Consider the following 20,594-nt stretch of genomic DNA (forward strand, 5'->3'; position numbering starts at 1 on the left):
TCCGGGCTCATTATTTTTGAAGGTACTTACCGTGCTCAACAAACTTTCTCGTCTGCTGGATGAAGCGGGTATTTTGCTCACCGATCACCAGAAAAATCAGCTGGTGGCTTACGTCGGGCTGCTCGATAAGTGGAACAAAGCCTATAACCTGACCTCCGTTCGCGATCCAAATGAGATGCTGGTGCGTCATATCCTGGACAGCATCGTCGTCGCGCCTTATCTGCAGGGCTCGCGCTTTATCGATGTCGGTACGGGACCGGGGCTGCCTGGGATCCCGTTGGCTATCGTGCGCCCGGAGTCGCATTTCACCCTGCTGGACAGCCTTGGCAAACGCGTGCGCTTCCTGCGTCAGGTGCAGCATGAGCTGAAGCTGGATAACGTTACCCCGGTGCAGAGCCGCGTGGAAGCTTTCCCGGCTGAGCCGCCGTTTGATGGCGTGATAAGCCGCGCCTTCGCATCGCTTAATGATATGGTGAGCTGGTGCCATCATTTGCCGGCCGCGAACGGTCACTTCTATGCGCTCAAAGGGTTAGCGCAAAAAGACGAAATGGAAAACCTGCCGGAAGGGTATGCCATAGCCGAGGTCATTGAGCTACATGTTCCTCAGCTGGAAGGGGAGCGGCACCTGGTGGTGATTACGCCAAAATCGAGTTAATTTTTATCAAAAAATGTGGAAAAAATGTGGCCCGTGAATGTTACAAAAATAAAGGACACCTCCCGTTCTTATCGGGCTGCATTTAACCATGTTTTTACTATGGTTTTTCTTGCGGTTAACTTAGCGTAACTGATTCACTGACAAAATAGTCAACTTTGAAAATATCAGGGTGCTAAAAATCGACAACGATAAACAGCATAGCGATGTTAAATTTTTATTATAAATGTCAATAAAAGGTTTTTATTGTATGTGGGGTTGTTTTAGATAATGTCCTCACTTTTTATCTTGAATATCAAAAGCATGAAAAATAGTGTTTTATGTCCTTGATTCATTAAAGGGCGCTTGAAATGTTTATTATGTGATCTAATGCACGCTTTAATTGCCGTGTTTCCACGTTATTTGCAGTTTTGTATGACCGCTCACAGAACGCTGAAATGCGCGGAAAGTTGTCCGTTGGAAAATAATTAAACATTTATTCACTATTTTGCTACTTATTGTTTGAAATCACGGGGCGTCACCGTATAATTTGTCCGCTTTTTGATGCTTGACTCTTCGTCTTAAAGGACGTTTTATACGACACGCGACATACCTCAAAGGGAGCAGGAGTAAAAACGTGATGTCAGTGTCGCTCTTGAGTCGAAACGTTGCTCGCAAGCTTCTGTTTATTCAGTTACTGGCAGTAATGGCAAGTGGACTGCTGTTCAGCCTCAAAGACCCCTTCTGGGGCATTTCCGCGGTATGCGGCGGTTTGGCAGTGGTTTTGCCAAATCTGATGTTTATGATTTTTGCCTGGCGTCATCAGGCGCATACACCAGCAAAAGGCCGTGTGGCCTGGACCTTCGCCTTCGGTGAAGCCTTCAAGGTGTTGCTGACCTTCGCCCTCCTGGCGGTGGCGCTGGCCGTTTTAAAAGTGGTATTTTTGCCACTGATCGTGACGTGGGTTTTGGTGCTGGTGGTACAAGTTCTGGCGCCAGCTGTAATCAACAACAAAGGGTAAAAGGCATCATGGCTTCAGAAAATATGACGCCGCAGGAATACATAGGTCACCATCTGAACAACCTTCAGATTGACCTGCGTACTTTCTCGCTGGTGGATCCGCACAACCCCCCGGCCACCTTCTGGACGCTCAACATTGACTCCATGTTCTTCTCGGTGGTTCTCGGTCTGCTGTTCCTGGCCATGTTCCGTAGCGTTGCTAAGAAAGCGACCAGCGGCGTACCAGGGAAATTCCAGACCTTCATCGAAATGATCATCGGCTTCGTCCATGGTAGCGTCAAAGACATGTACCATGGCAAGAGCAAGGTTATCGCGCCGCTGGCGCTGACCGTGTTCGTCTGGGTCTTCCTGATGAACCTGATGGACCTGCTGCCAATCGACCTGCTTCCTTATATCGGCGAACACATTTTCGGCCTGCCTGCACTGCGCGTGGTTCCGTCTGCTGACGTGAACATCACCCTGTCGATGGCGCTTGGCGTGTTCATCCTGATTCTTTTCTACAGCATCAAAATGAAAGGCGTGGGTGGGTTCGTTAAAGAACTGACCATGCAGCCGTTCAATCACTGGGCGTTCATTCCTGTCAACTTAATCCTTGAAGGGGTAAGCCTGCTGTCCAAACCGGTCTCTCTCGGTCTGCGACTGTTCGGCAACATGTATGCCGGTGAGCTGATTTTCATTCTGATTGCTGGTCTGTTGCCGTGGTGGTCACAGTGGGTTCTGAATGTGCCTTGGGCCATTTTCCACATCCTGATTATTACGCTGCAAGCCTTCATCTTCATGGTTCTGACGATTGTCTATCTGTCGATGGCGTCTGAAGAGCATTGATTTTTACCAACACTACTACGTTTTAACTGAAACAAACTGGAGACTGTCATGGAAAACCTGAATATGGATCTGCTGTACATGGCTGCCGCTGTGATGATGGGTCTGGCGGCAATCGGTGCTGCGATCGGTATCGGCATCCTCGGAGGTAAATTCCTGGAAGGCGCAGCGCGTCAGCCGGATCTGATCCCTCTGCTGCGTACTCAGTTCTTTATCGTTATGGGTCTGGTGGATGCTATCCCGATGATCGCTGTAGGTCTGGGTCTGTACGTGATGTTCGCCGTCGCGTAGTAAGTTGTTAGAAACCTAAGCCACAGAGTTAATTAAAGAGGTATTGTGCTGTGAACATGAACGCAACAATCCTCGGCCAGGCCATCGCGTTTGTTATCTTCGTATGGTTCTGCATGAAGTACGTATGGCCGCCTTTAATGGCTGCCATCGAAAAACGCCAGAAAGAGATTTCTGACGGTTTAGCTTCTGCAGAACGCGCTAAGAAAGATTTGGACCTTGCACAGGCCAACGCGACCGACCAGCTGAAAAAAGCGAAAGCGGAAGCCCAGGTAATCATTGAGCAGGCGAACAAGCGTCGCTCTCAGATTCTGGACGAAGCTAAAGCTGAAGCAGAACAGGAACGCACCAAAATCGTTGCACAAGCGCAGGCTGAAATTGATGCTGAGCGTAAACGTGCACGCGAGGAGCTGCGTAAGCAGGTCGCTATCCTGGCTGTTGCTGGCGCCGAGAAGATCATCGAACGTTCCGTGGATGAAGCTGCTAACAGCGACATCGTGGATAAACTTGTCGCTGAACTGTAAGGAGGGAGGGGCTGATGTCTGAATTTGTAACGGTAGCTCGCCCCTACGCCAAAGCAGCTTTTGACTTTGCCGTCGAACACAACAGTGTTGAACGCTGGCAGGATATGCTGGCGTTTGCCGCCGAAGTGACCAAAAACGATCAAATGGCAGAGCTTCTCTCCGGTGCTTTGGCGCCGGAAACGCTCTCAGAAGCGTTTATCGCTATCTGCGGCGAGCAACTTGACGAAAACGGCCAGAACCTGATTAAGGTGATGGCGGAAAATAATCGTCTGAAGGTGCTCCCGGACGTTCTTGAGCAATTCATTCACCTGCGCGCGGCCAGTGAGGCCATCGCAGAGGTAGAAGTCATATCTGCCAACCAACTGAGTGATGAACAGCTTGCCAGGATCGTCAGCGCGATGGAAAAACGTCTGTCACGCAAAGTTAAGCTGAATTGCAAAATCGATAAGTCTGTTATGGCAGGTATTATCATCCGTGCGGGTGATATGGTCATTGATGGCAGCGTACGCGGCCGTCTTGATCGCCTTGCAGACGTCTTGCAGTCTTAAGGGGACTGGAGCATGCAACTGAATTCCACCGAAATCAGCGAACTGATCAAGCAGCGCATTGCTCAGTTCAATGTTGTGAGCGAAGCTCATAACGAAGGTACTATTGTTTCTGTAAGTGACGGTGTTATCCGCATCCACGGCCTTGCCGAATGTATGCAGGGTGAGATGATCTCCCTGCCGGGTAACCGTTACGCTATCGCACTGAACCTGGAGCGCGACTCCGTCGGTGCGGTGGTGATGGGTCCGTACGCTGACCTCGCCGAAGGCATGAAGGTGAAATGTACTGGCCGTATCCTGGAAGTTCCGGTTGGTCGTGGCCTGCTGGGCCGCGTGGTTAACACCCTGGGCGCGCCAATTGATGGTAAAGGTCCGCTGGAAAACGACGGTTTCTCCGCCGTTGAAGCGATCGCGCCGGGCGTAATCGAACGTCAGTCCGTTGATCAGCCGGTACAGACCGGTTATAAATCCGTTGACGCCATGATCCCAATCGGTCGTGGTCAGCGTGAACTGATCATCGGCGACCGTCAGACCGGTAAAACTGCGCTGGCTATCGATGCCATCATCAACCAGCGTGATTCCGGCATCAAGTGCGTCTATGTTGCTATCGGCCAGAAAGCGTCCACCATCTCTAACGTGGTGCGTAAACTGGAAGAGCACGGCGCGCTGGCTAACACCATCGTGGTGGTAGCGACTGCATCCGAATCTGCTGCACTGCAATACCTGGCGCCATACGCCGGTTGCGCAATGGGCGAATACTTCCGCGACCGCGGTGAAGATGCGCTGATCGTTTACGATGACCTGTCTAAACAGGCTGTTGCTTATCGTCAGATCTCCCTGCTGCTCCGTCGTCCGCCAGGACGTGAAGCGTTCCCGGGCGACGTATTCTACCTCCACTCTCGTCTGCTGGAGCGTGCTGCGCGTGTTAACGCCGAATACGTTGAAGCCTTCACCAAAGGTGAAGTGAAAGGGAAAACCGGTTCTCTGACCGCGCTGCCGATTATCGAAACCCAGGCGGGTGACGTTTCCGCGTTCGTTCCGACCAACGTAATCTCCATTACCGATGGTCAGATCTTCCTGGAAACCAACCTGTTCAACGCCGGTATTCGTCCTGCGGTTAACCCGGGTATCTCGGTATCCCGTGTGGGTGGTGCAGCGCAGACCAAGATCATGAAGAAACTGTCCGGTGGTATCCGTACCGCGCTGGCGCAGTATCGTGAACTGGCGGCGTTCTCCCAGTTTGCATCTGACCTTGACGATGCAACCCGTAAACAGCTGGACCACGGTCAGAAAGTGACCGAACTGCTGAAACAGAAACAGTATGCGCCGATGTCCGTCGCGCAGCAGTCTCTGGTTCTGTTCGCAGCAGAACGTGGTTATCTGGCTGATGTAGAACTGGCGAAAATCGGTAGCTTCGAAGCCGCACTGCTGGCTTACGTCGACCGTGATCACGCTCCGCTGATGCAAGAGATTAACCAGTCCGGTGGCTATAACGACGAAATCGAAGGCAAGCTGAAAGGCATCCTCGATTCCTTCAAAGCAACCCAGTCCTGGTAACGTCTGGCGGTCTGTCTTAGGGCAGGCCGCAAGGCATTGAGGAGAAGCTCATGGCCGGCGCAAAAGAGATACGTAGTAAGATCGCAAGCGTCCAGAACACGCAAAAGATCACTAAAGCGATGGAGATGGTCGCCGCTTCCAAAATGCGTAAATCGCAGGAGCGCATGGCGGCCAGCCGTCCTTACGCAGATACTATGCGCAAAGTGATTGGTCACCTTGCGAACGGTAATCTGGAATATAAGCACCCTTACCTGGAAGAACGCGACGTTAAGCGCGTGGGCTACCTGGTGGTGTCGACCGACCGTGGTTTGTGCGGCGGCTTGAACATTAACCTGTTCAAGAAACTGCTGGCGGAAATGAAAGCATGGTCCGATAAAGGCGTTCAGTGCGACCTCGCAATGATCGGCTCTAAGGGCGTCTCTTTCTTTAACTCCGTTGGCGGCAACGTTGTTGCACAGGTGACCGGTATGGGGGATAACCCATCCCTGTCCGAACTGATCGGCCCGGTAAAAGTGATGTTGCAGGCCTATGATGAAGGCCGTCTGGACAAGCTGTACGTTGTCAGCAACAAATTTATTAACACCATGTCTCAGGTTCCGACGATCACTCAGCTGCTGCCGTTACCGGCATCAGAAGACGCTGATCTGAAACGTAAATCCTGGGATTACCTGTATGAGCCCGATCCGAAAGCGCTGCTGGATACCCTCCTGCGCCGCTACGTCGAGTCTCAGGTTTATCAGGGCGTGGTTGAAAACCTGGCCAGCGAGCAGGCCGCCCGTATGGTGGCGATGAAAGCCGCGACCGATAATGGCGGCAGCCTGATTAAAGAGCTGCAGTTGGTATACAACAAAGCTCGTCAGGCCAGCATTACTCAGGAACTCACCGAGATCGTCTCGGGGGCCGCCGCGGTTTAACCAGGTTATTTCGTAGAGGATTTAAGATGGCTACTGGAAAGATTGTCCAGGTAATCGGCGCCGTGGTCGACGTCGAGTTCCCTCAGGATGCCGTACCACGCGTGTACGAAGCCCTTGAGGTACAGAATGGTAATGAAGTTCTGGTGCTGGAAGTTCAGCAGCAGCTGGGCGGCGGTATCGTGCGTACCATCGCCATGGGTTCTTCCGATGGTCTGCGCCGCGGTCTGGATGTAAAAGACCTCGAGCACCCGATCGAAGTCCCGGTTGGTAAAGCTACGCTGGGTCGTATCATGAACGTACTGGGTCAACCGGTCGACATGAAAGGCGACATCGGCGAAGAAGAGCGTTGGGCTATCCACCGCGCAGCACCGTCCTATGAAGAGCTGTCCAGCTCTCAGGAACTGCTGGAAACCGGCATCAAAGTTATCGACCTGATGTGTCCGTTCGCGAAGGGCGGTAAAGTCGGTCTGTTCGGTGGTGCGGGTGTCGGTAAAACCGTAAACATGATGGAGCTGATCCGTAACATCGCGATCGAGCACTCCGGTTACTCCGTGTTTGCGGGCGTAGGTGAGCGTACTCGTGAGGGTAACGACTTCTACCACGAAATGACCGACTCCAACGTTATCGATAAAGTATCCCTGGTGTACGGCCAGATGAACGAGCCGCCGGGAAACCGTCTGCGCGTTGCGCTGACCGGCCTGACCATGGCTGAGAAATTCCGTGATGAAGGTCGTGACGTACTGCTGTTCGTCGATAACATCTATCGTTACACCCTGGCCGGTACGGAAGTATCCGCACTGCTGGGTCGTATGCCTTCAGCGGTAGGTTATCAGCCGACCCTGGCGGAAGAGATGGGCGTTCTGCAGGAACGTATCACCTCCACCAAAACCGGTTCTATCACCTCCGTACAGGCGGTATACGTACCGGCGGATGACTTAACTGACCCATCCCCAGCCACTACCTTTGCTCACTTAGATGCAACCGTAGTACTGAGCCGTCAGATCGCTTCCCTGGGTATCTACCCGGCTGTTGACCCGCTGGACTCCACCAGCCGTCAGCTGGATCCGCTGGTTGTTGGTCAGGAACACTACGACACCGCGCGTGGCGTTCAGTCCATCCTGCAGCGTTATCAGGAACTGAAAGACATCATCGCCATCCTCGGTATGGACGAACTGTCTGAAGAAGACAAACTGGTGGTAGCTCGCGCACGTAAGATCCAGCGCTTCCTGTCCCAGCCGTTCTTCGTGGCTGAAGTCTTTACCGGTTCTCCGGGCAAATACGTGGCGCTGAAAGACACCATCCGTGGCTTTAAAGGCATCATGGAAGGCGAATACGATCACCTGCCAGAGCAGGCGTTCTACATGGTCGGTTCCATCGACGAAGCCGTGGAAAAAGCCAAAAAACTTTAACGCCTTAATCGGAGGGTGATATGGCAATGACTTACCACCTGGACGTCGTCAGCGCAGAGCAACAAATGTTCTCTGGTCTGGTCGAAAAAATCCAAGTAACGGGTAGCGAAGGTGAACTGGGTATTTACCCGGGACACGCACCGCTGCTCACCGCCATTAAGCCTGGTATGATTCGCATCGTTAAACAGCACGGTCATGAAGAGTTTATCTATCTGTCCGGCGGCATTCTTGAAGTGCAGCCTGGCAGCGTGACCGTCCTGGCGGATACCGCAATTCGTGGTCAGGACCTCGACGAAGCGCGAGCGCTGGAAGCGAAACGCAAAGCGGAAGAGCACATTAAGAGCTCTCACGGCGATGTGGATTACGCTCAGGCGTCTGCGGAACTGGCCAAAGCGATCGCTAAACTGCGCGTTATCGAGTTGACCAAAAAAGCGATGTAACACCGGCTTGAACGTAAAAAGCCAGTCTGGTTTCCAGGCTGGCTTTTTTTATGCCCAACTGCTGACGAGCGGATGAAGTGAAAACAGAATTCACCCTTAATTGTTATTGATTAGTTAAATGATGAAGCGTAGACTCCGTTTTATGTGATGTATATCACATAAAATAGCGTTATCAAACTGCACCTGCGTCAGGAAATCATCATGAAACTGTTCCATAAAATCATCGCTAAATTTAGCGTCCTGAGCTTCTAAGCTCCGCGCTATCTTCCCCGCTGACACGACGTATCGCCCATCAAAACGACAACACTGGCGATGTGAAACCGGGCAAAGAAGGTCACCTGACGGTGGCCTTTCGTTTTTTATCGCTACATCAATCACTTTGCCGCCCTCCCCCGCCAGCGACTGGCGACGATTATCCTGGTTCTTCCCGCTGTGGGTACTGAAAATCGCTTTCCGCAGCGGCTTTATTCAGGTGGCGAAAAAACAGCAAAAGCAGTGACATAGTCAATGATTATCCTCCCCGCCCTCCTTTTTCAGCGTTAAACTGATTTGCAGTGGTTAAAAATAGCGTCATAAAATGGTGTATAGCAGTGAGCCTGGACGTTTTCTCCACGTCTCGTTTTATGATGAAAAATATGTAGAAATTTCAACGTGAAAGGCTTTTACTTTTCGTTCAAACTACCGTCAGGATGAGTATGTCAAATAGTGCGATGAGCGTGGTTATCCTTGCCGCAGGCAAAGGGACCCGCATGTATTCCGATCTTCCTAAGGTGCTGCATACCCTGGCCGGGAAGCCAATGGTGCAGCATGTCATTGATGCCGCTAACGATTTAGGCGCATGTGCGGTACACCTGGTGTATGGCCACGGTGGCGATCTGCTGCGTCAGACGCTGCATGAAGACAACCTGAACTGGGTGCTGCAGGCCGAACAGCTCGGAACCGGACACGCCATGCAGCAGGCGGCGCCGTTCTTCAATGATGATGAAGACATCCTGATGCTCTACGGCGATGTGCCGCTGATCTCCGTCGAGACGCTACAGCGCCTGCGCGCCGCGAAGCCGCAGGGCGGGATTGGTCTGCTGACCGTGAAGCTGGATGATCCAACCGGCTACGGCCGCATTACCCGTGAAAATGGCCAGGTGACGGGCATCGTTGAGCACAAAGATGCCAGCGAGGCGCAGCGCCAGATTCAGGAAATTAACACTGGGATCCTGATAGCCGGCGGAGCGGACCTCAAGCGCTGGCTGGCGAATCTCACCAATAACAACGCCCAGGGCGAATACTACATCACCGATATCATCGCCATGGCGCATCAGGAAGGTCGCGAGATCGTTGCCGTGCATCCCCAGCGCCTGAGCGAAGTCGAAGGCGTCAACAACCGCCTGCAGCTTGCGCGCCTGGAGCGCGTCTACCAGGCTGAGCAAGCGGAAAAGCTGCTGCTAGCGGGAGTGATGCTGCGCGATCCGGCGCGTTTCGATCTGCGCGGTACGCTGCAGCACGGGCGCGATGTGGAGATCGATACTAACGTTATTCTGGAAGGCAACGTGGTGTTGGGCGATCGTGTGAAAATCGGCGCCGGCTGCGTGATCAAAAACAGCACCATCGGCGATGATTGCGAAATCAGCCCCTACAGCGTGGTGGAAGATGCCCAGCTGCAGGCGGCCTGCACCATCGGCCCATTTGCCCGTCTGCGCCCGGGCGCCGAACTGCTGGAAGGCGCCCACGTTGGCAACTTCGTGGAAATGAAAAAAGCGCGTCTCGGCAAAGGCTCCAAGGCGGGTCATCTGACCTATCTGGGCGATGCGGAGATCGGTGATAACGTCAATATCGGCGCGGGCACCATCACCTGCAACTACGATGGCGCGAATAAACATAAAACGATTATTGGCGACGATGTCTTTGTCGGCTCGGATACCCAGCTGGTGGCCCCGGTTACGGTAGGCAACGGCGTCACTATCGCCGCCGGCACCACCGTCACACGCAATATCGCCGATAACGAACTGGTGTTGAGCCGCGTGCCGCAGGTCCATAAGCAGGGCTGGCAGCGTCCGGTGAAGAAAAAATGAACAGAATTGTCGCCGGGGGTGTACAACGCCCGGCGAACCAGGATGAGAGGGTCAACATAGATCCCCGTCCGCAGGCAGTACCATAACAATAACCCCACTCTCTACAAGGCTCGGGGCGCCCGGGAAACGGGCAAATACAGGTCAGCGACAACGCATGGCATATCGCCATTATCAGGAAATTTAACTATGTGTGGAATTGTTGGCGCAGTCGCGCAGCGTGATATTGCTGAAATCCTTCTCGAAGGTTTACGTCGTCTGGAATACCGTGGCTATGACTCTGCCGGTCTGGCGGTAGTCGACAGCGAAGGTCATATGACTCGCGTGCGTCGCCTGGGTAAGGTACAGATGCTGGCTCAGGCGGTCGAAGAGCAACCGTTACACGGTGGTACCGGGATCGCCCATACTCGCTGGGCGACGCACGGCGAACCGTCTGAGAGCAATGCGCATCCGCATGTTTCTGAACACATTGTGGTGGTCCATAACGGGATCATCGAAAACCACGAGCCGCTGCGCGCATTGCTGCAGTCTCGCGGCTATGTCTTCGTCACTGAGACCGATACCGAAGTTATCGCCCATCTGGTGCACTGGGAGCTGGAACAAGGTGGAACCTTGCGTGAAGCCGTGCTGCGCGCCATCCCGCAGCTGCGCGGCGCTTACGGCACCGTAATCATGGATACCCGCGACCCGGGAACCCTGCTGGCGGCCCGCTCCGGTAGCCCGCTGGTTATCGGTCTGGGCATGGGGGAAAACTTTATCGCCTCCGACCAGCTGGCGCTGCTGCCGGTTACCCGCCGCTTCATCTTCCTTGAAGAAGGCGACATTGCGGAAGTGACTCGTCGCTCGGTGGTGATTTTCGATAAATCCGCTGCGCAAGTGAAGCGTCAGGAGATCGAATCCAATCTGCAGTATGACGCCGGCGATAAAGGTATCTATCGCCACTATATGCAGAAAGAGATTTTCGAACAGCCAAATGCGATTAAGAACACCCTGACCGGGCGTATCAGCCACGGCGAAATCGATCTCAGCGAGCTGGGACCGAACGCCAATGAAATGCTGGCTCAGGTTGAACATATTCAGATTGTTGCCTGCGGGACCTCCTATAACTCCGGGATGGTCTCCCGCTATTGGTTCGAGGCGTTAGCCGGCGTGCCGTGCGATGTGGAAATCGCCTCCGAATTCCGCTATCGGAAGTCTGCGGTGCGTCGTAACAGCCTGATGATCACCCTTTCCCAGTCTGGTGAAACCGCCGATACCCTGGCGGCGCTGCGTTTGTCGAAAGAGCTGGGCTATCTCGGCTCGCTGGCCATCTGCAACGTGCCGGGCTCGTCGCTGGTGCGTGAATCCGATCTGGCGCTGATGACCAAAGCCGGAACGGAAATTGGCGTGGCCTCGACCAAGGCCTTTACCACTCAGCTGACGGTGCTGCTGATGCTGGTGGCGAAACTGGCGCGATTGAAAGGCCAGGATGCGTCCATTGAGCATGATATCGTCCACGGCCTGCAGGCGCTGCCGAACCGTATCGAGCAGATGCTCTCCCAGGACAAGCGTATTGAGCAGCTGGCAGAGCGTTTCTCTGATAAGCATCATGCGCTGTTCCTTGGCCGCGGCGATCAGTACCCGATCGCTATGGAAGGGGCGCTGAAGCTGAAAGAGATCTCCTATATTCACGCGGAAGCCTACGCGGCAGGCGAGCTTAAGCACGGCCCGCTGGCGCTGATTGATGCGGAAATGCCGGTGATCGTAGTGGCGCCGAACAATGAGCTGCTGGAAAAACTGAAATCCAACATCGAAGAGGTTCGCGCCCGCGGCGGTGAGCTGTACGTTTTCGCCGACGGTGACGCCGGCTTCAACGGCAGCGACAACATGCACATCATTGAGATGCCGCATGTCGAAGAGAGCATCGCGCCTATCTTCTACACCGTACCGCTGCAGCTGCTGGCTTATCACGTTGCGCTGATCAAAGGCACTGACGTTGATCAGCCGCGTAACCTGGCGAAATCGGTCACGGTTGAGTAACGTATTATCTCTTTTGCAAAGGGCTGCCGGCGGCGGCCCTTTTTTATTTTTACCTGCTGTTTTTCGCCGATCTTGTGCGCAATATCTGGGCAGGCGATAGATGACAAACGATCGTTTTGCTCTGCGATTTCGCTGTCATAAAAAGAAAATTATTCTGTCATTGTGTGGTCATGCTAGTAGATAACCATTTGAGTTATAAGCGTATTATTTGACGTAAAATCCCTCCTCCTGGCGTGTCATAAAACTGTCATAATTCGTACATTTTACTGTCACCTCTTTGACCTATTTTGCTCACCATAGCCTCGAAACAATGATTTACGAATCCCAGCAGGAGACATTATGAACGTTATGCGTACCACCGTCGCAACAGTTGTCGCCGCGACCTTATCGATGAGCGCTTTCTCTGCTTTCGCAGCAGCAAGCCTGACTGGCGCAGGTGCAACTTTTCCTGCGCCGGTGTATGCCAAATGGGCTGACACCTATCAGAAAGAAACTGGCAATAAAGTGAACTACCAGGGTATTGGTTCCTCTGGTGGCGTTAAACAGATTATTGCCAACACCGTGGATTTCGGTGCTTCTGATGCTCCGCTGGCTGATGACAAATTGACCCAGGAAGGCCTGTTCCAGTTCCCGACCGTGATTGGCGGCGTGGTGCTGGCGGTTAACCTGCCTGGCGTGAAATCCGGCGAGCTGGTGCTGGATGGCAAAACCCTCGGCGATATCTACCTGGGTAAAATTAAAAAATGGGATGACGAAGCGATCGCTAAGCTCAACCCGGGTCTGAAGCTGCCGTCGCAGAATATCGCCGTGGTTCGCCGCGCCGATGGTTCCGGTACCTCCTTCGTCTTCACCAGCTACCTGTCCAAAGTGAATGAAGAGTGGAAATCGAAAATCGGCGCAGGCTCTACCGTTAACTGGCCAACCGGTCTGGGCGGTAAAGGCAACGACGGTATCGCCGCTTTTGTTCAGCGTCTGCCGGGCTCGATTGGTTACGTCGAATACGCTTACGCCAAGCAAAACAACCTGGCGTACACCAAACTGGTCTCTGCCGACGGCAAGCCGGTTAGCCCGACTGAAGACAACTTCGCTAACGCCGCAAAAGGCGTTGACTGGAGCAAGTCTTTCGCTCAGGACCTGACTAACCAGAAAGGTGAAAACGCATGGCCGATCACCTCAACCACCTTCATCCTGGTGCATAAGGCGACGAACAAGCCTGAGCAGACCGCCGAAGTGCTGAAGTTCTTTGACTGGGCGTATAAAAACGGCGGGAAAGAAGCCAATGCGCTGGATTACGCGACGCTGCCGGAAAGCGTGGTAGAGCAGGTTCGTGCGGCATGGAAAACCAACGTCAAAGACAGCAGCGGTAAAGCGCTGTACTAACAGTAGATTTTTGACGAAGATGGCGGGGGCGTTCAGGCGCTGCCCGCCCTACGGTTCAGACTGTAGGCCCGGGAGCCAACGCCACCGGGCATTTATTCGAACAAGTTTTAATACGTAAAGAGTAATCTATGGCTGCAACCAAGCCTGCATTTACCCCTCCGGGGAAAAAGGGTGACATAATTTTCAGTGCGCTGGTAAAACTGGCTGCGCTGATTGTGCTATTGATGCTGGGCGGCATCATCGTTTCCCTGATCATCTCTTCCTGGCCGAGCATTCAAAAGTTTGGCTTTGCCTTTTTGTGGACCAAAGAGTGGGATGCGCCCAACGAAATCTTCGGCGCGCTGGTGCCGATCTACGGAACTCTGGTGACCTCCTTTATCGCGCTGCTGATCGCCGTCCCGGTGAGCTTCGGCATCGCGCTGTTTCTGACTGAACTGTCCCCCGCCTGGCTCAAGCGCCCGCTGGGCATTGCGATTGAGCTGCTGGCGGCAATCCCGAGTATCGTGTACGGCATGTGGGGCCTGTTTATTTTCGCCCCGCTATTTGCGACTTACTTTCAGGAGCCGGTGGGGAACGTCCTGTCGACCATCCCGTTCGTCGGCGCGCTGTTTGCCGGTCCGGCGTTTGGGATTGGCATTCTCGCCGCTGGCGTCATTCTGGCCATCATGATCATCCCTTATATCGCCGCGGTCATGCGCGATGTTTTCGAACAGACGCCGGTGATGATGAAAGAGTCGGCCTATGGCATCGGCTGCACCACCTGGGAAGTGATCTGGCGCATCGTTTTACCGTTCACCAAAAACGGGGTGATCGGCGGCGTGATGCTCGGTCTGGGCCGCGCGCTGGGTGAAACCATGGCGGTCACCTTTATCATCGGTAACACCTACCAGCTCGACAGCATATCGCTGTATATGCCGGGGAACAGCATTACCTCCGCGCTGGCCAACGAATTCGCCGAAGCGGAAACCGGCCTGCACGTGGCGGCGCTAATGGAGCTGGGCCTGATCCTGTTCGTTATCACCTTTATCGTTCTGGCGGCGTCGAAGTTTATGATTATGCGCCTCGCGAAGAATGAGGGGGCACGCTAATGGCGACCATTGAAATGCAAAGCACCGCCGAGCTGGCGGAGTCCCGCCGCAAGATGCAGGCCAAACGCCGCATGAAGAACCGTATCGCTCTGGCGCTGTCGATGGCCACCATGGCGTTTGGTTTGTTCTGGCTTATCTGGATCCTGATGGCGACCATAACCCGCGGCTTCGACGGCATGAGTCTGGCGCTGTTTACCGAAATGACGCCGCCGCCGAATACCGCGGGCGGTGGTCTGGCCAACGCCCTCGCCGGCAGCGGCCTGCTGATCCTGTGGGCAACCGTCTTTGGTACGCCGCTGGGTATCCTCGCCGGAATTTATTTGGCGGAGTATGGCCGCAAGTCGGTGCTGGCTGAAATTATCCGCTTTATCAACGATATTCTGCTTTCCGCACCGTCTATCGTGGTCGGCCTGTTCGTCTACACCATCGTGGTGGCGCAGATGCAGCACTTCTCGGGCTGGGCGGGCGTTATCGCCCTGGCGCTGCTGCAGGTGCCTATCGTTATTCGTACCACCGAAAACATGCTGAAACTGGTGCCGGATAGCCTGCGTGAAGCGGCCTATGCGCTGGGGACGCCGAAGTGGAAGATGATCTCGGCGATCACCCTGAAAGCCTCCGTCTCAGGGATTATGACCGGGATCCTGCTGGCTATCGCCCGTATCGCTGGGGAAACGGCGCCCTTGCTGTTCACCGCGTTGTCTAACCAGTTCTGGAGCACCGACATGATGCAGCCGATTGCCAACCTGCCGGTGACCATTTTCAAATTTGCCATGAGTCCGTTTGCGGAGTGGCAGCAACTGGCATGGGCCGGGGTATTGATTATCACCCTGTGCGTCTTGCTGCTGAACATCCTGGCGCGCGTTATCTTCGCCAAGAAGAAACACGGTTAATTTTTTGCGGCGCAGCCACGGCTGCGCTGAATGAGGAAGAGATTGAGATGAGTATGGTGAATACAGCTCCGGGTAAGATTTCAGTTCGTAACCTGAACTTCTACTACGGCAAATTCCATGCCCTGAAGAACATCAACCTGGATATCACCAAAAACCAGGTAACGGCGTTTATCGGTCCGTCAGGCTGTGGTAAATCCACCCTGCTGCGCACGTTCAACAAAATGTTTGAACTGTATCCAGAGCAGCGTGCGGAAGGTGAGATCCTACTGGATGGCGACAATATTCTGACTAACACCCAGGATATCGCCCTGCTGCGCGCTAAGGTTGGCATGGTGTTCCAGAAGCCAACGCCGTTCCCGATGTCCATTTACGACAACATCGCTTTCGGGGTGCGCCTGTTTGAAAAACTGTCCCGTGCCGATATGGACGAGCGCGTGCAGTGGGCGCTGACCAAAGCCGCATTATGGAACGAAACCAAAGATAAACTGCACCAGAGCGGGTATTCTCTCTCCGGTGGTCAGCAGCAGCGTCTGTGTATTGCCCGCGGTATCGCGATCCGCCCGGAAGTGCTGCTGCTTGATGAGCCGTGCTCCGCGCTGGACCCGATCTCCACCGGGCGTATCGAAGAACTGATCACCGAGCTGAAACAGGACTACACCGTCGTTATCGTGACTCACAACATGCAGCAGGCTGCGCGTTGCTCCGACCATACGGCATTTATGTATCTTGGCGAGCTGATTGAGTTCAGCAATACGGATGATCTGTTCACCAAGCCCGCGAAGAAACAAACTGAAGATTATATTACTGGCCGCTACGGTTGATTTGCCCTTGTGCTTTCAGGCTCTCACCAGTTGGGCAATCAGGAGACACCATGGACAACCTAAATCTTAACAAACATATTTCCGGCCAGTTCAACGCTGAACTGGAGTATATCCGCACCCAGGTGATGACCATGGGGGGGCTGGTGGAGCAACAGCTTTCTGATGCGATCACCGCAATGCATAACCAGGACAGCGAACTGGCGAAACGCGTGATTGACGGCGACAAACAGGTCAACATGATGGAAGTGGCGATCGATGAAGCCTGCGTGCGCATCATCGCCAAGCGCCAGCCGACCGCCAGCGACCTGCGCCTGGTGATGGCGATCATCAAGACTATCGCTGAGCTGGAACGCATTGGCGATGTGGCGGATAAAATCTGCCGTACCGCGCTGGAGAAGTTTTCCCAGCAGCATCAGCCGCTGCTGGTGAGCCTTGAATCGCTGGGCCGCCATACGGTGCAGATGCTGCATGACGTGCTGGATGCCTTCGCGCGTATGGATCTCGACGAGGCGGTACGTATCTATCGCGAAGACAAGAAAGTCGACCAGGAGTATGAAGGTATCGTACGTCAGCTGATGACCTACATGATGGAAGACTCGCGCACTATCCCCAGCGTCCTGACGGCGCTGTTCTGCGCGCGCTCCATCGAGCGTATCGGCGACCGCTGCCAGAATATCTGCGAATATATTTTCTACTTCGTCAAAGGCCAGGATTTCCGTCATGTGGGCGGTGATGAACTGGATAAATTGCTCGCTGGTAAAGATCCGAAAGAGTAATAATCATTTTGTCTAATTCTGATGAATGGATTTATCAGAATTAGATATGACTCCTCCACCGGCAGCGATATTGCTGAGATTATCGTCACAATTAACAGGCTGCCCGTTTGAGTTCTTCATTTTATCGCGTAACAATCAGCATCCACTGACTGAGCGCGCAAGCTCAGAATGTTTTAAACGGATTGTTACTGCGACAGCAGGCAAAACCTGATATTGCCACCACGGCGGCGATATCAGGTTTTTTTATGCGTGCGAAGAATGACTTAATAAGGGTTGCTACCGCGATGCGCGGGCAAAACCTGAAGAGGATTATCTGTTAAGGCAGATCGTCTTCTTCGGGTTTTTTTGCTTTTTTCCAGGCGCAAAAATAACAGTCCCCGCGCCCTTAAGCGGTATGGATAAAGCTATTTGAACCCGCGCGATGCTTGTCGCTGTCGTTTTTATTAATGCCAATACTTATATAAGGGAATATTATGATGAGAAAAACCAGGATCGCTTCGGCGATAGCCTTGCTGGCGCCGCTTTGTTATTCAACCTCCCTGATCGCGAGCCAGCTGACGGTAGAGCAACGGCTTGAGTTGCTGGAAAAAGCGCTCAGCGATACGCAAAAAGAGCTCAAAAAATATCAAGACCAGGAGAGAAAAAGAGACCAGATTTGGGCCTCATGGTCTCCGCCTGCAGAGAGCCAGAAGCGCAACGTCGCGGCGGCAGCCGGACCGAAAGCAGCGGTGAAACCGGATGCGGTACTGGTCAAAAATCAACAACCTGCTACAGACAGTGCACCAGCCTACAGCGCGATGACGCTGAAAGATTTTAGCAGGTTCGTCAAAGATGAAATTGGCTTTAGCTATAACGGCTACTTCCGCTCGGGCTGGGGAACCGCCTCGCATGGCTCGCCAAAATCGTGGGCCATCGGCTCGCTTGGCCGTCTGGGCAATGAATATTCCGGCTGGTTCGATCTGCAGCTGAAGCAGCGGGTGTTTCAGGAAGGCGATAAACGCGTCGACGCCATCGTGATGCTCGACGGGAACGTTGGCCAGCAGTATTCCACTGGCTGGTTTGGCGACAATGCCGGCGGCGAAAACTACATCCAATTCTCGGATATGTACGTTAACACCAAAGGATTCCTGCCGTTTGCCCCGGAGGCCGATTTCTGGGTCGGCAAACACGGTGCGCCAAAAATCGAGATCCAGATGCTGGACTGGAAAACGCAGAGAACCGATGCGGCGGCTGGCGTGGGGCTGGAAAACTGGCAGGTTGGCGTCGGGAAATTCGATATCGCGCTGGTGCGGGAAGATGTTGATGACTACGATCGTTCCTTGAGCAATAAGCAGCAAATAAACACCAATACCCTTGATATCCGTTACAAAGAGATCCCGCTGTGGGATAAAGCCAGCCTGATGGTCAGCGGACGCTATGTCGCTGCCAACCAAAGTTCTTCTGAGAAATATAAAGAGGGCAATGAAGGCTATTATCCATGGAAAGATACCTGGATGGCCGGCACCTCGTTAACGCAAAAATTTGCTAACGGCGGCTTTAACGAATTCTCTTTCTTACTGGCGAATAACTCCATTGCCAGCAGCTTCTCGCGCTATGCCGGATCCAGCCCCTATACAACCTTTAACGGCCGCTATTATGGCGACCATACCAATGGCACCGCCGTGCGCTTAACCTCGCAAGGGGAAACCTATTTACGTGATGACATTATTATGGCGAATGCCATCGTTTACTCTTTTGGTAACGACGTTTACAGCTACGAGACCGGGGCCCACTCCGATTTTGAATCCATCCGTACGGTCCTGCGACCGGCTTATATCTGGAATAAATATAACCAGACCGGCGTCGAACTGGGGTACTTCAAGCAGCAAAACAAAGATGTTACCGGCAAAAAATATAACGAGTCCGGCTATAAGACCACGCTGTTCCATACCTTCAAAGTTAATACCAGTATGCTGACCTCGCGCCCGGAAATTCGCTTCTATGCCACCTATATTAAAGCGAAGGATATCGACCTGGATAAGGCCGCGAATAACACCACCAGCATTTTTGAAGACGGTAAAAACGATCAGTTTGCCGTAGGGGCGCAGGCGGAAATCTGGTGGTGAGACGATAACAGAACGGACACAACATAAGAGGAATAACGATGAAACGACATGCAATTTATTTCGCCCTGGCGCTGGCGGGCGCGGCGTTCACCATTCAGGCGGCACCGTTGCCCGCGGTGCCGGACCCCTCCCTGCCGGTGAGCCACTTTATCACCCAAGTTAACGCGGATAAAAGTATCACTTACCGCCTGTTTGCCCCTGATGCCCGGCGGGTTTCGGTAGTCACCGGCGCCACGCCGGACACCTTTGTCTCGCACGACATGACCAAGGCAGCGGACGGAGTCTGGACATGGAAAAGCGAGCCGATGAAGCCCAATCTCTATGAATACTATTTCGATGTGGATGGCTTCCGCTCGGTAGATACCGGCGGCCGCTATCAGAAGCCGCAGCGCCAGGTGAACACCAGTTTGATTCTGGTGCCGGGCAGTATTCTTGACGATCGGGCGGTCGCGCACGGCGATCTGCGCACCCTTACCTATCACTCAAAGGCACTGAACGCTGAACGTCGTCTCTATGTCTGGACGCCGCCGGGTTATAGCGGAACCGGCGATCCGCTGCCGGTGCTCTATTTCTATCATGGCTTTGGCGACAGCGGCCTGTCGGCCATCGATCAGGGGCGGATCCCGCAAATCATGGATAACCTGCTAGCGGAGGGCAAGATCAAGCCAATGCTGGTGGTGGTCCCGGATACCGAAACCGATATCCCGGAAGCCATCGCGGAAAACTTCCCGCCGCAGGAGCGACGCAAAACCTTCTATCCGCTAAATGCGAAAGCGGCTGATAACGAGCTGATGAACGATATCATTCCGCTGATTGATGCGCGTTTTAATGTGCGTAAAGACGCGGATGGCCGGGCGCTCGCCGGGCTGTCGCAGGGCGGCTATCAGGCGCTGGTCTCCGGAATGAATCATCTGGAGAGCTTTGGCTGGCTCGCCACGTTTAGCGGCGTCACAACCACCACGGTGCCGAATGCTGGTGTGGAAGCACAGCTGAAGCATCCTGAGGCGATCAATAAACAGCTGCGTAACTTTACCGTGGTCGTCGGGGAAAAAGATTCCGTGACCGGCAAAGACATCGCGGGTCTGAAAAGCGAGCTGGAAAAACAGAAGATCAACTTTGACTATCACGCCTATCCCGGCCTGAACCATGAAATGGACGTCTGGCGCCCTGCCTACGCGGAGTTTGTGCAAAAACTGTTTAAATAGCCGGAGGGGGCGTTTAGCCCCCGTTTTCCGCGAGTGAAGAAAGACAAGATGAAAGTGCTTGTGTCCGAAGATAATGAGTTAAGCCGGTCGCCAGCCA

General features: G+C 53.7%; 19 protein-coding genes. All 19 read left to right on the top strand.

Annotation, left to right across the window (positions count from 1 at the left end):
• The first annotated feature begins 31 nt into the window (after positions 1-31).
• Positions 32-655 carry a 16S rRNA (guanine(527)-N(7))-methyltransferase RsmG gene (gene rsmG, locus KHQ24_RS20675; RefSeq protein WP_004202311.1) on the top strand — a complete coding sequence of 208 codons (624 nt, stop codon included), beginning with the start codon at positions 32-34 and terminating at the stop codon, positions 653-655.
• A gap of 616 nt (positions 656-1,271) precedes the next feature.
• A complete protein-coding gene (gene atpI, locus KHQ24_RS20680; protein ID WP_004202310.1) occupies positions 1,272-1,652 on the top strand; it encodes a F0F1 ATP synthase subunit I in 381 nt (126 codons plus the stop codon).
• A gap of 8 nt (positions 1,653-1,660) precedes the next feature.
• Entirely contained in the window at positions 1,661-2,476 is an 816-nt protein-coding gene (gene atpB / locus KHQ24_RS20685; RefSeq protein ID WP_004202309.1) for a F0F1 ATP synthase subunit A, read from the top strand.
• A gap of 48 nt (positions 2,477-2,524) precedes the next feature.
• Entirely contained in the window at positions 2,525-2,764 is a 240-nt protein-coding gene (gene atpE, locus KHQ24_RS20690; RefSeq protein WP_000429386.1) for a F0F1 ATP synthase subunit C, read from the top strand.
• A 50-nt stretch (positions 2,765-2,814) separates the two neighbouring features.
• A complete protein-coding gene (atpF, locus tag KHQ24_RS20695; RefSeq protein WP_004107293.1) occupies positions 2,815-3,285 on the top strand; it encodes a F0F1 ATP synthase subunit B in 471 nt (156 codons plus the stop codon).
• Positions 3,286-3,299: 14 nt separating this feature from the next.
• Entirely contained in the window at positions 3,300-3,833 is a 534-nt protein-coding gene (gene atpH / locus KHQ24_RS20700; RefSeq protein ID WP_004202307.1) for a F0F1 ATP synthase subunit delta, read from the top strand.
• Positions 3,834-3,845: 12 nt separating this feature from the next.
• Entirely contained in the window at positions 3,846-5,387 is a 1,542-nt protein-coding gene (gene atpA, locus KHQ24_RS20705) for a F0F1 ATP synthase subunit alpha (RefSeq protein WP_004144995.1), read from the top strand.
• Positions 5,388-5,437: 50 nt separating this feature from the next.
• A complete protein-coding gene (gene atpG, locus KHQ24_RS20710) occupies positions 5,438-6,301 on the top strand; it encodes a F0F1 ATP synthase subunit gamma (protein WP_004144996.1) in 864 nt (287 codons plus the stop codon).
• Positions 6,302-6,327: 26 nt separating this feature from the next.
• A complete protein-coding gene (atpD, locus tag KHQ24_RS20715; protein ID WP_004144997.1) occupies positions 6,328-7,710 on the top strand; it encodes a F0F1 ATP synthase subunit beta in 1,383 nt (460 codons plus the stop codon).
• Positions 7,711-7,730: 20 nt separating this feature from the next.
• On the top strand, positions 7,731-8,150 hold the full coding sequence (locus KHQ24_RS20720) for a F0F1 ATP synthase subunit epsilon (RefSeq protein WP_001251971.1): 420 nt from the start codon (positions 7,731-7,733) through the stop codon (positions 8,148-8,150).
• 695 nt (positions 8,151-8,845) lie between these two features.
• Complete coding sequence (gene glmU, locus KHQ24_RS20725; RefSeq protein WP_023319401.1) at positions 8,846-10,216, top strand: bifunctional UDP-N-acetylglucosamine diphosphorylase/glucosamine-1-phosphate N-acetyltransferase GlmU; 1,371 nt, start codon at positions 8,846-8,848, stop codon at positions 10,214-10,216.
• Positions 10,217-10,402: 186 nt separating this feature from the next.
• The gene (gene glmS / locus KHQ24_RS20730; protein WP_004202303.1) at positions 10,403-12,232 is read left to right on the top strand and encodes a glutamine--fructose-6-phosphate transaminase (isomerizing); all 1,830 of its coding nucleotides are present in this window, start codon (positions 10,403-10,405) and stop codon (positions 12,230-12,232) included.
• A gap of 339 nt (positions 12,233-12,571) precedes the next feature.
• Positions 12,572-13,612, top strand: coding sequence for a phosphate ABC transporter substrate-binding protein PstS (gene pstS / locus KHQ24_RS20735; protein WP_004150308.1), 1,041 nt, complete (start codon positions 12,572-12,574; stop codon positions 13,610-13,612).
• A 128-nt stretch (positions 13,613-13,740) separates the two neighbouring features.
• A complete protein-coding gene (gene pstC, locus KHQ24_RS20740) occupies positions 13,741-14,700 on the top strand; it encodes a phosphate ABC transporter permease PstC (protein WP_004202302.1) in 960 nt (319 codons plus the stop codon).
• Complete coding sequence (pstA, locus tag KHQ24_RS20745) at positions 14,700-15,590, top strand: phosphate ABC transporter permease PstA (RefSeq protein WP_004202301.1); 891 nt, start codon at positions 14,700-14,702, stop codon at positions 15,588-15,590. The genes pstC and pstA overlap by 1 nt, the downstream gene beginning before the upstream one ends.
• 47 nt (positions 15,591-15,637) lie before the next feature.
• The gene (gene pstB, locus KHQ24_RS20750; protein ID WP_004145006.1) at positions 15,638-16,411 is read left to right on the top strand and encodes a phosphate ABC transporter ATP-binding protein PstB; all 774 of its coding nucleotides are present in this window, start codon (positions 15,638-15,640) and stop codon (positions 16,409-16,411) included.
• A 50-nt stretch (positions 16,412-16,461) separates the two neighbouring features.
• The gene (gene phoU / locus KHQ24_RS20755) at positions 16,462-17,187 is read left to right on the top strand and encodes a phosphate signaling complex protein PhoU (protein ID WP_004107251.1); all 726 of its coding nucleotides are present in this window, start codon (positions 16,462-16,464) and stop codon (positions 17,185-17,187) included.
• A 473-nt stretch (positions 17,188-17,660) separates the two neighbouring features.
• On the top strand, positions 17,661-19,292 hold the full coding sequence (locus KHQ24_RS20760) for a carbohydrate porin (RefSeq protein WP_017899655.1): 1,632 nt from the start codon (positions 17,661-17,663) through the stop codon (positions 19,290-19,292).
• A 38-nt stretch (positions 19,293-19,330) separates the two neighbouring features.
• A complete protein-coding gene (locus KHQ24_RS20765; protein WP_122543546.1) occupies positions 19,331-20,497 on the top strand; it encodes an alpha/beta hydrolase-fold protein in 1,167 nt (388 codons plus the stop codon).
• Positions 20,498-20,594 lie beyond the last annotated feature (97 nt).

Source organism: Klebsiella sp. 54 (genome assembly GCF_018223875.1).
Classification (GTDB): domain Bacteria; phylum Pseudomonadota; class Gammaproteobacteria; order Enterobacterales; family Enterobacteriaceae; genus Klebsiella; species Klebsiella quasipneumoniae.

What these genes read in the sequence shown, in the direction of transcription:
- pstC (WP_004202302.1), top strand. Translation starts at nt 13,741, where the DNA reads ATGGCTGCAACCAAGCCTGCATTTACCCCTCCGGGGAAAAAGGGTGAC.
- glmU (WP_023319401.1), top strand. Translation starts at nt 8,846, where the DNA reads ATGTCAAATAGTGCGATGAGCGTGGTTATCCTTGCCGCAGGCAAAGGG.
- phoU (WP_004107251.1), top strand. Translation starts at nt 16,462, where the DNA reads ATGGACAACCTAAATCTTAACAAACATATTTCCGGCCAGTTCAACGCT.
- pstA (WP_004202301.1), top strand. Translation starts at nt 14,700, where the DNA reads ATGGCGACCATTGAAATGCAAAGCACCGCCGAGCTGGCGGAGTCCCGC.
- atpG (WP_004144996.1), top strand. Translation starts at nt 5,438, where the DNA reads ATGGCCGGCGCAAAAGAGATACGTAGTAAGATCGCAAGCGTCCAGAAC.
- atpB (WP_004202309.1), top strand. Translation starts at nt 1,661, where the DNA reads ATGGCTTCAGAAAATATGACGCCGCAGGAATACATAGGTCACCATCTG.
- pstB (WP_004145006.1), top strand. Translation starts at nt 15,638, where the DNA reads ATGAGTATGGTGAATACAGCTCCGGGTAAGATTTCAGTTCGTAACCTG.
- glmS (WP_004202303.1), top strand. Translation starts at nt 10,403, where the DNA reads ATGTGTGGAATTGTTGGCGCAGTCGCGCAGCGTGATATTGCTGAAATC.
- KHQ24_RS20760 (WP_017899655.1), top strand. Translation starts at nt 17,661, where the DNA reads ATGATGAGAAAAACCAGGATCGCTTCGGCGATAGCCTTGCTGGCGCCG.
- atpE (WP_000429386.1), top strand. Translation starts at nt 2,525, where the DNA reads ATGGAAAACCTGAATATGGATCTGCTGTACATGGCTGCCGCTGTGATG.
- KHQ24_RS20765 (WP_122543546.1), top strand. Translation starts at nt 19,331, where the DNA reads ATGAAACGACATGCAATTTATTTCGCCCTGGCGCTGGCGGGCGCGGCG.
- KHQ24_RS20720 (WP_001251971.1), top strand. Translation starts at nt 7,731, where the DNA reads ATGGCAATGACTTACCACCTGGACGTCGTCAGCGCAGAGCAACAAATG.
- atpH (WP_004202307.1), top strand. Translation starts at nt 3,300, where the DNA reads ATGTCTGAATTTGTAACGGTAGCTCGCCCCTACGCCAAAGCAGCTTTT.
- pstS (WP_004150308.1), top strand. Translation starts at nt 12,572, where the DNA reads ATGAACGTTATGCGTACCACCGTCGCAACAGTTGTCGCCGCGACCTTA.
- atpI (WP_004202310.1), top strand. Translation starts at nt 1,272, where the DNA reads ATGTCAGTGTCGCTCTTGAGTCGAAACGTTGCTCGCAAGCTTCTGTTT.
- atpD (WP_004144997.1), top strand. Translation starts at nt 6,328, where the DNA reads ATGGCTACTGGAAAGATTGTCCAGGTAATCGGCGCCGTGGTCGACGTC.
- atpA (WP_004144995.1), top strand. Translation starts at nt 3,846, where the DNA reads ATGCAACTGAATTCCACCGAAATCAGCGAACTGATCAAGCAGCGCATT.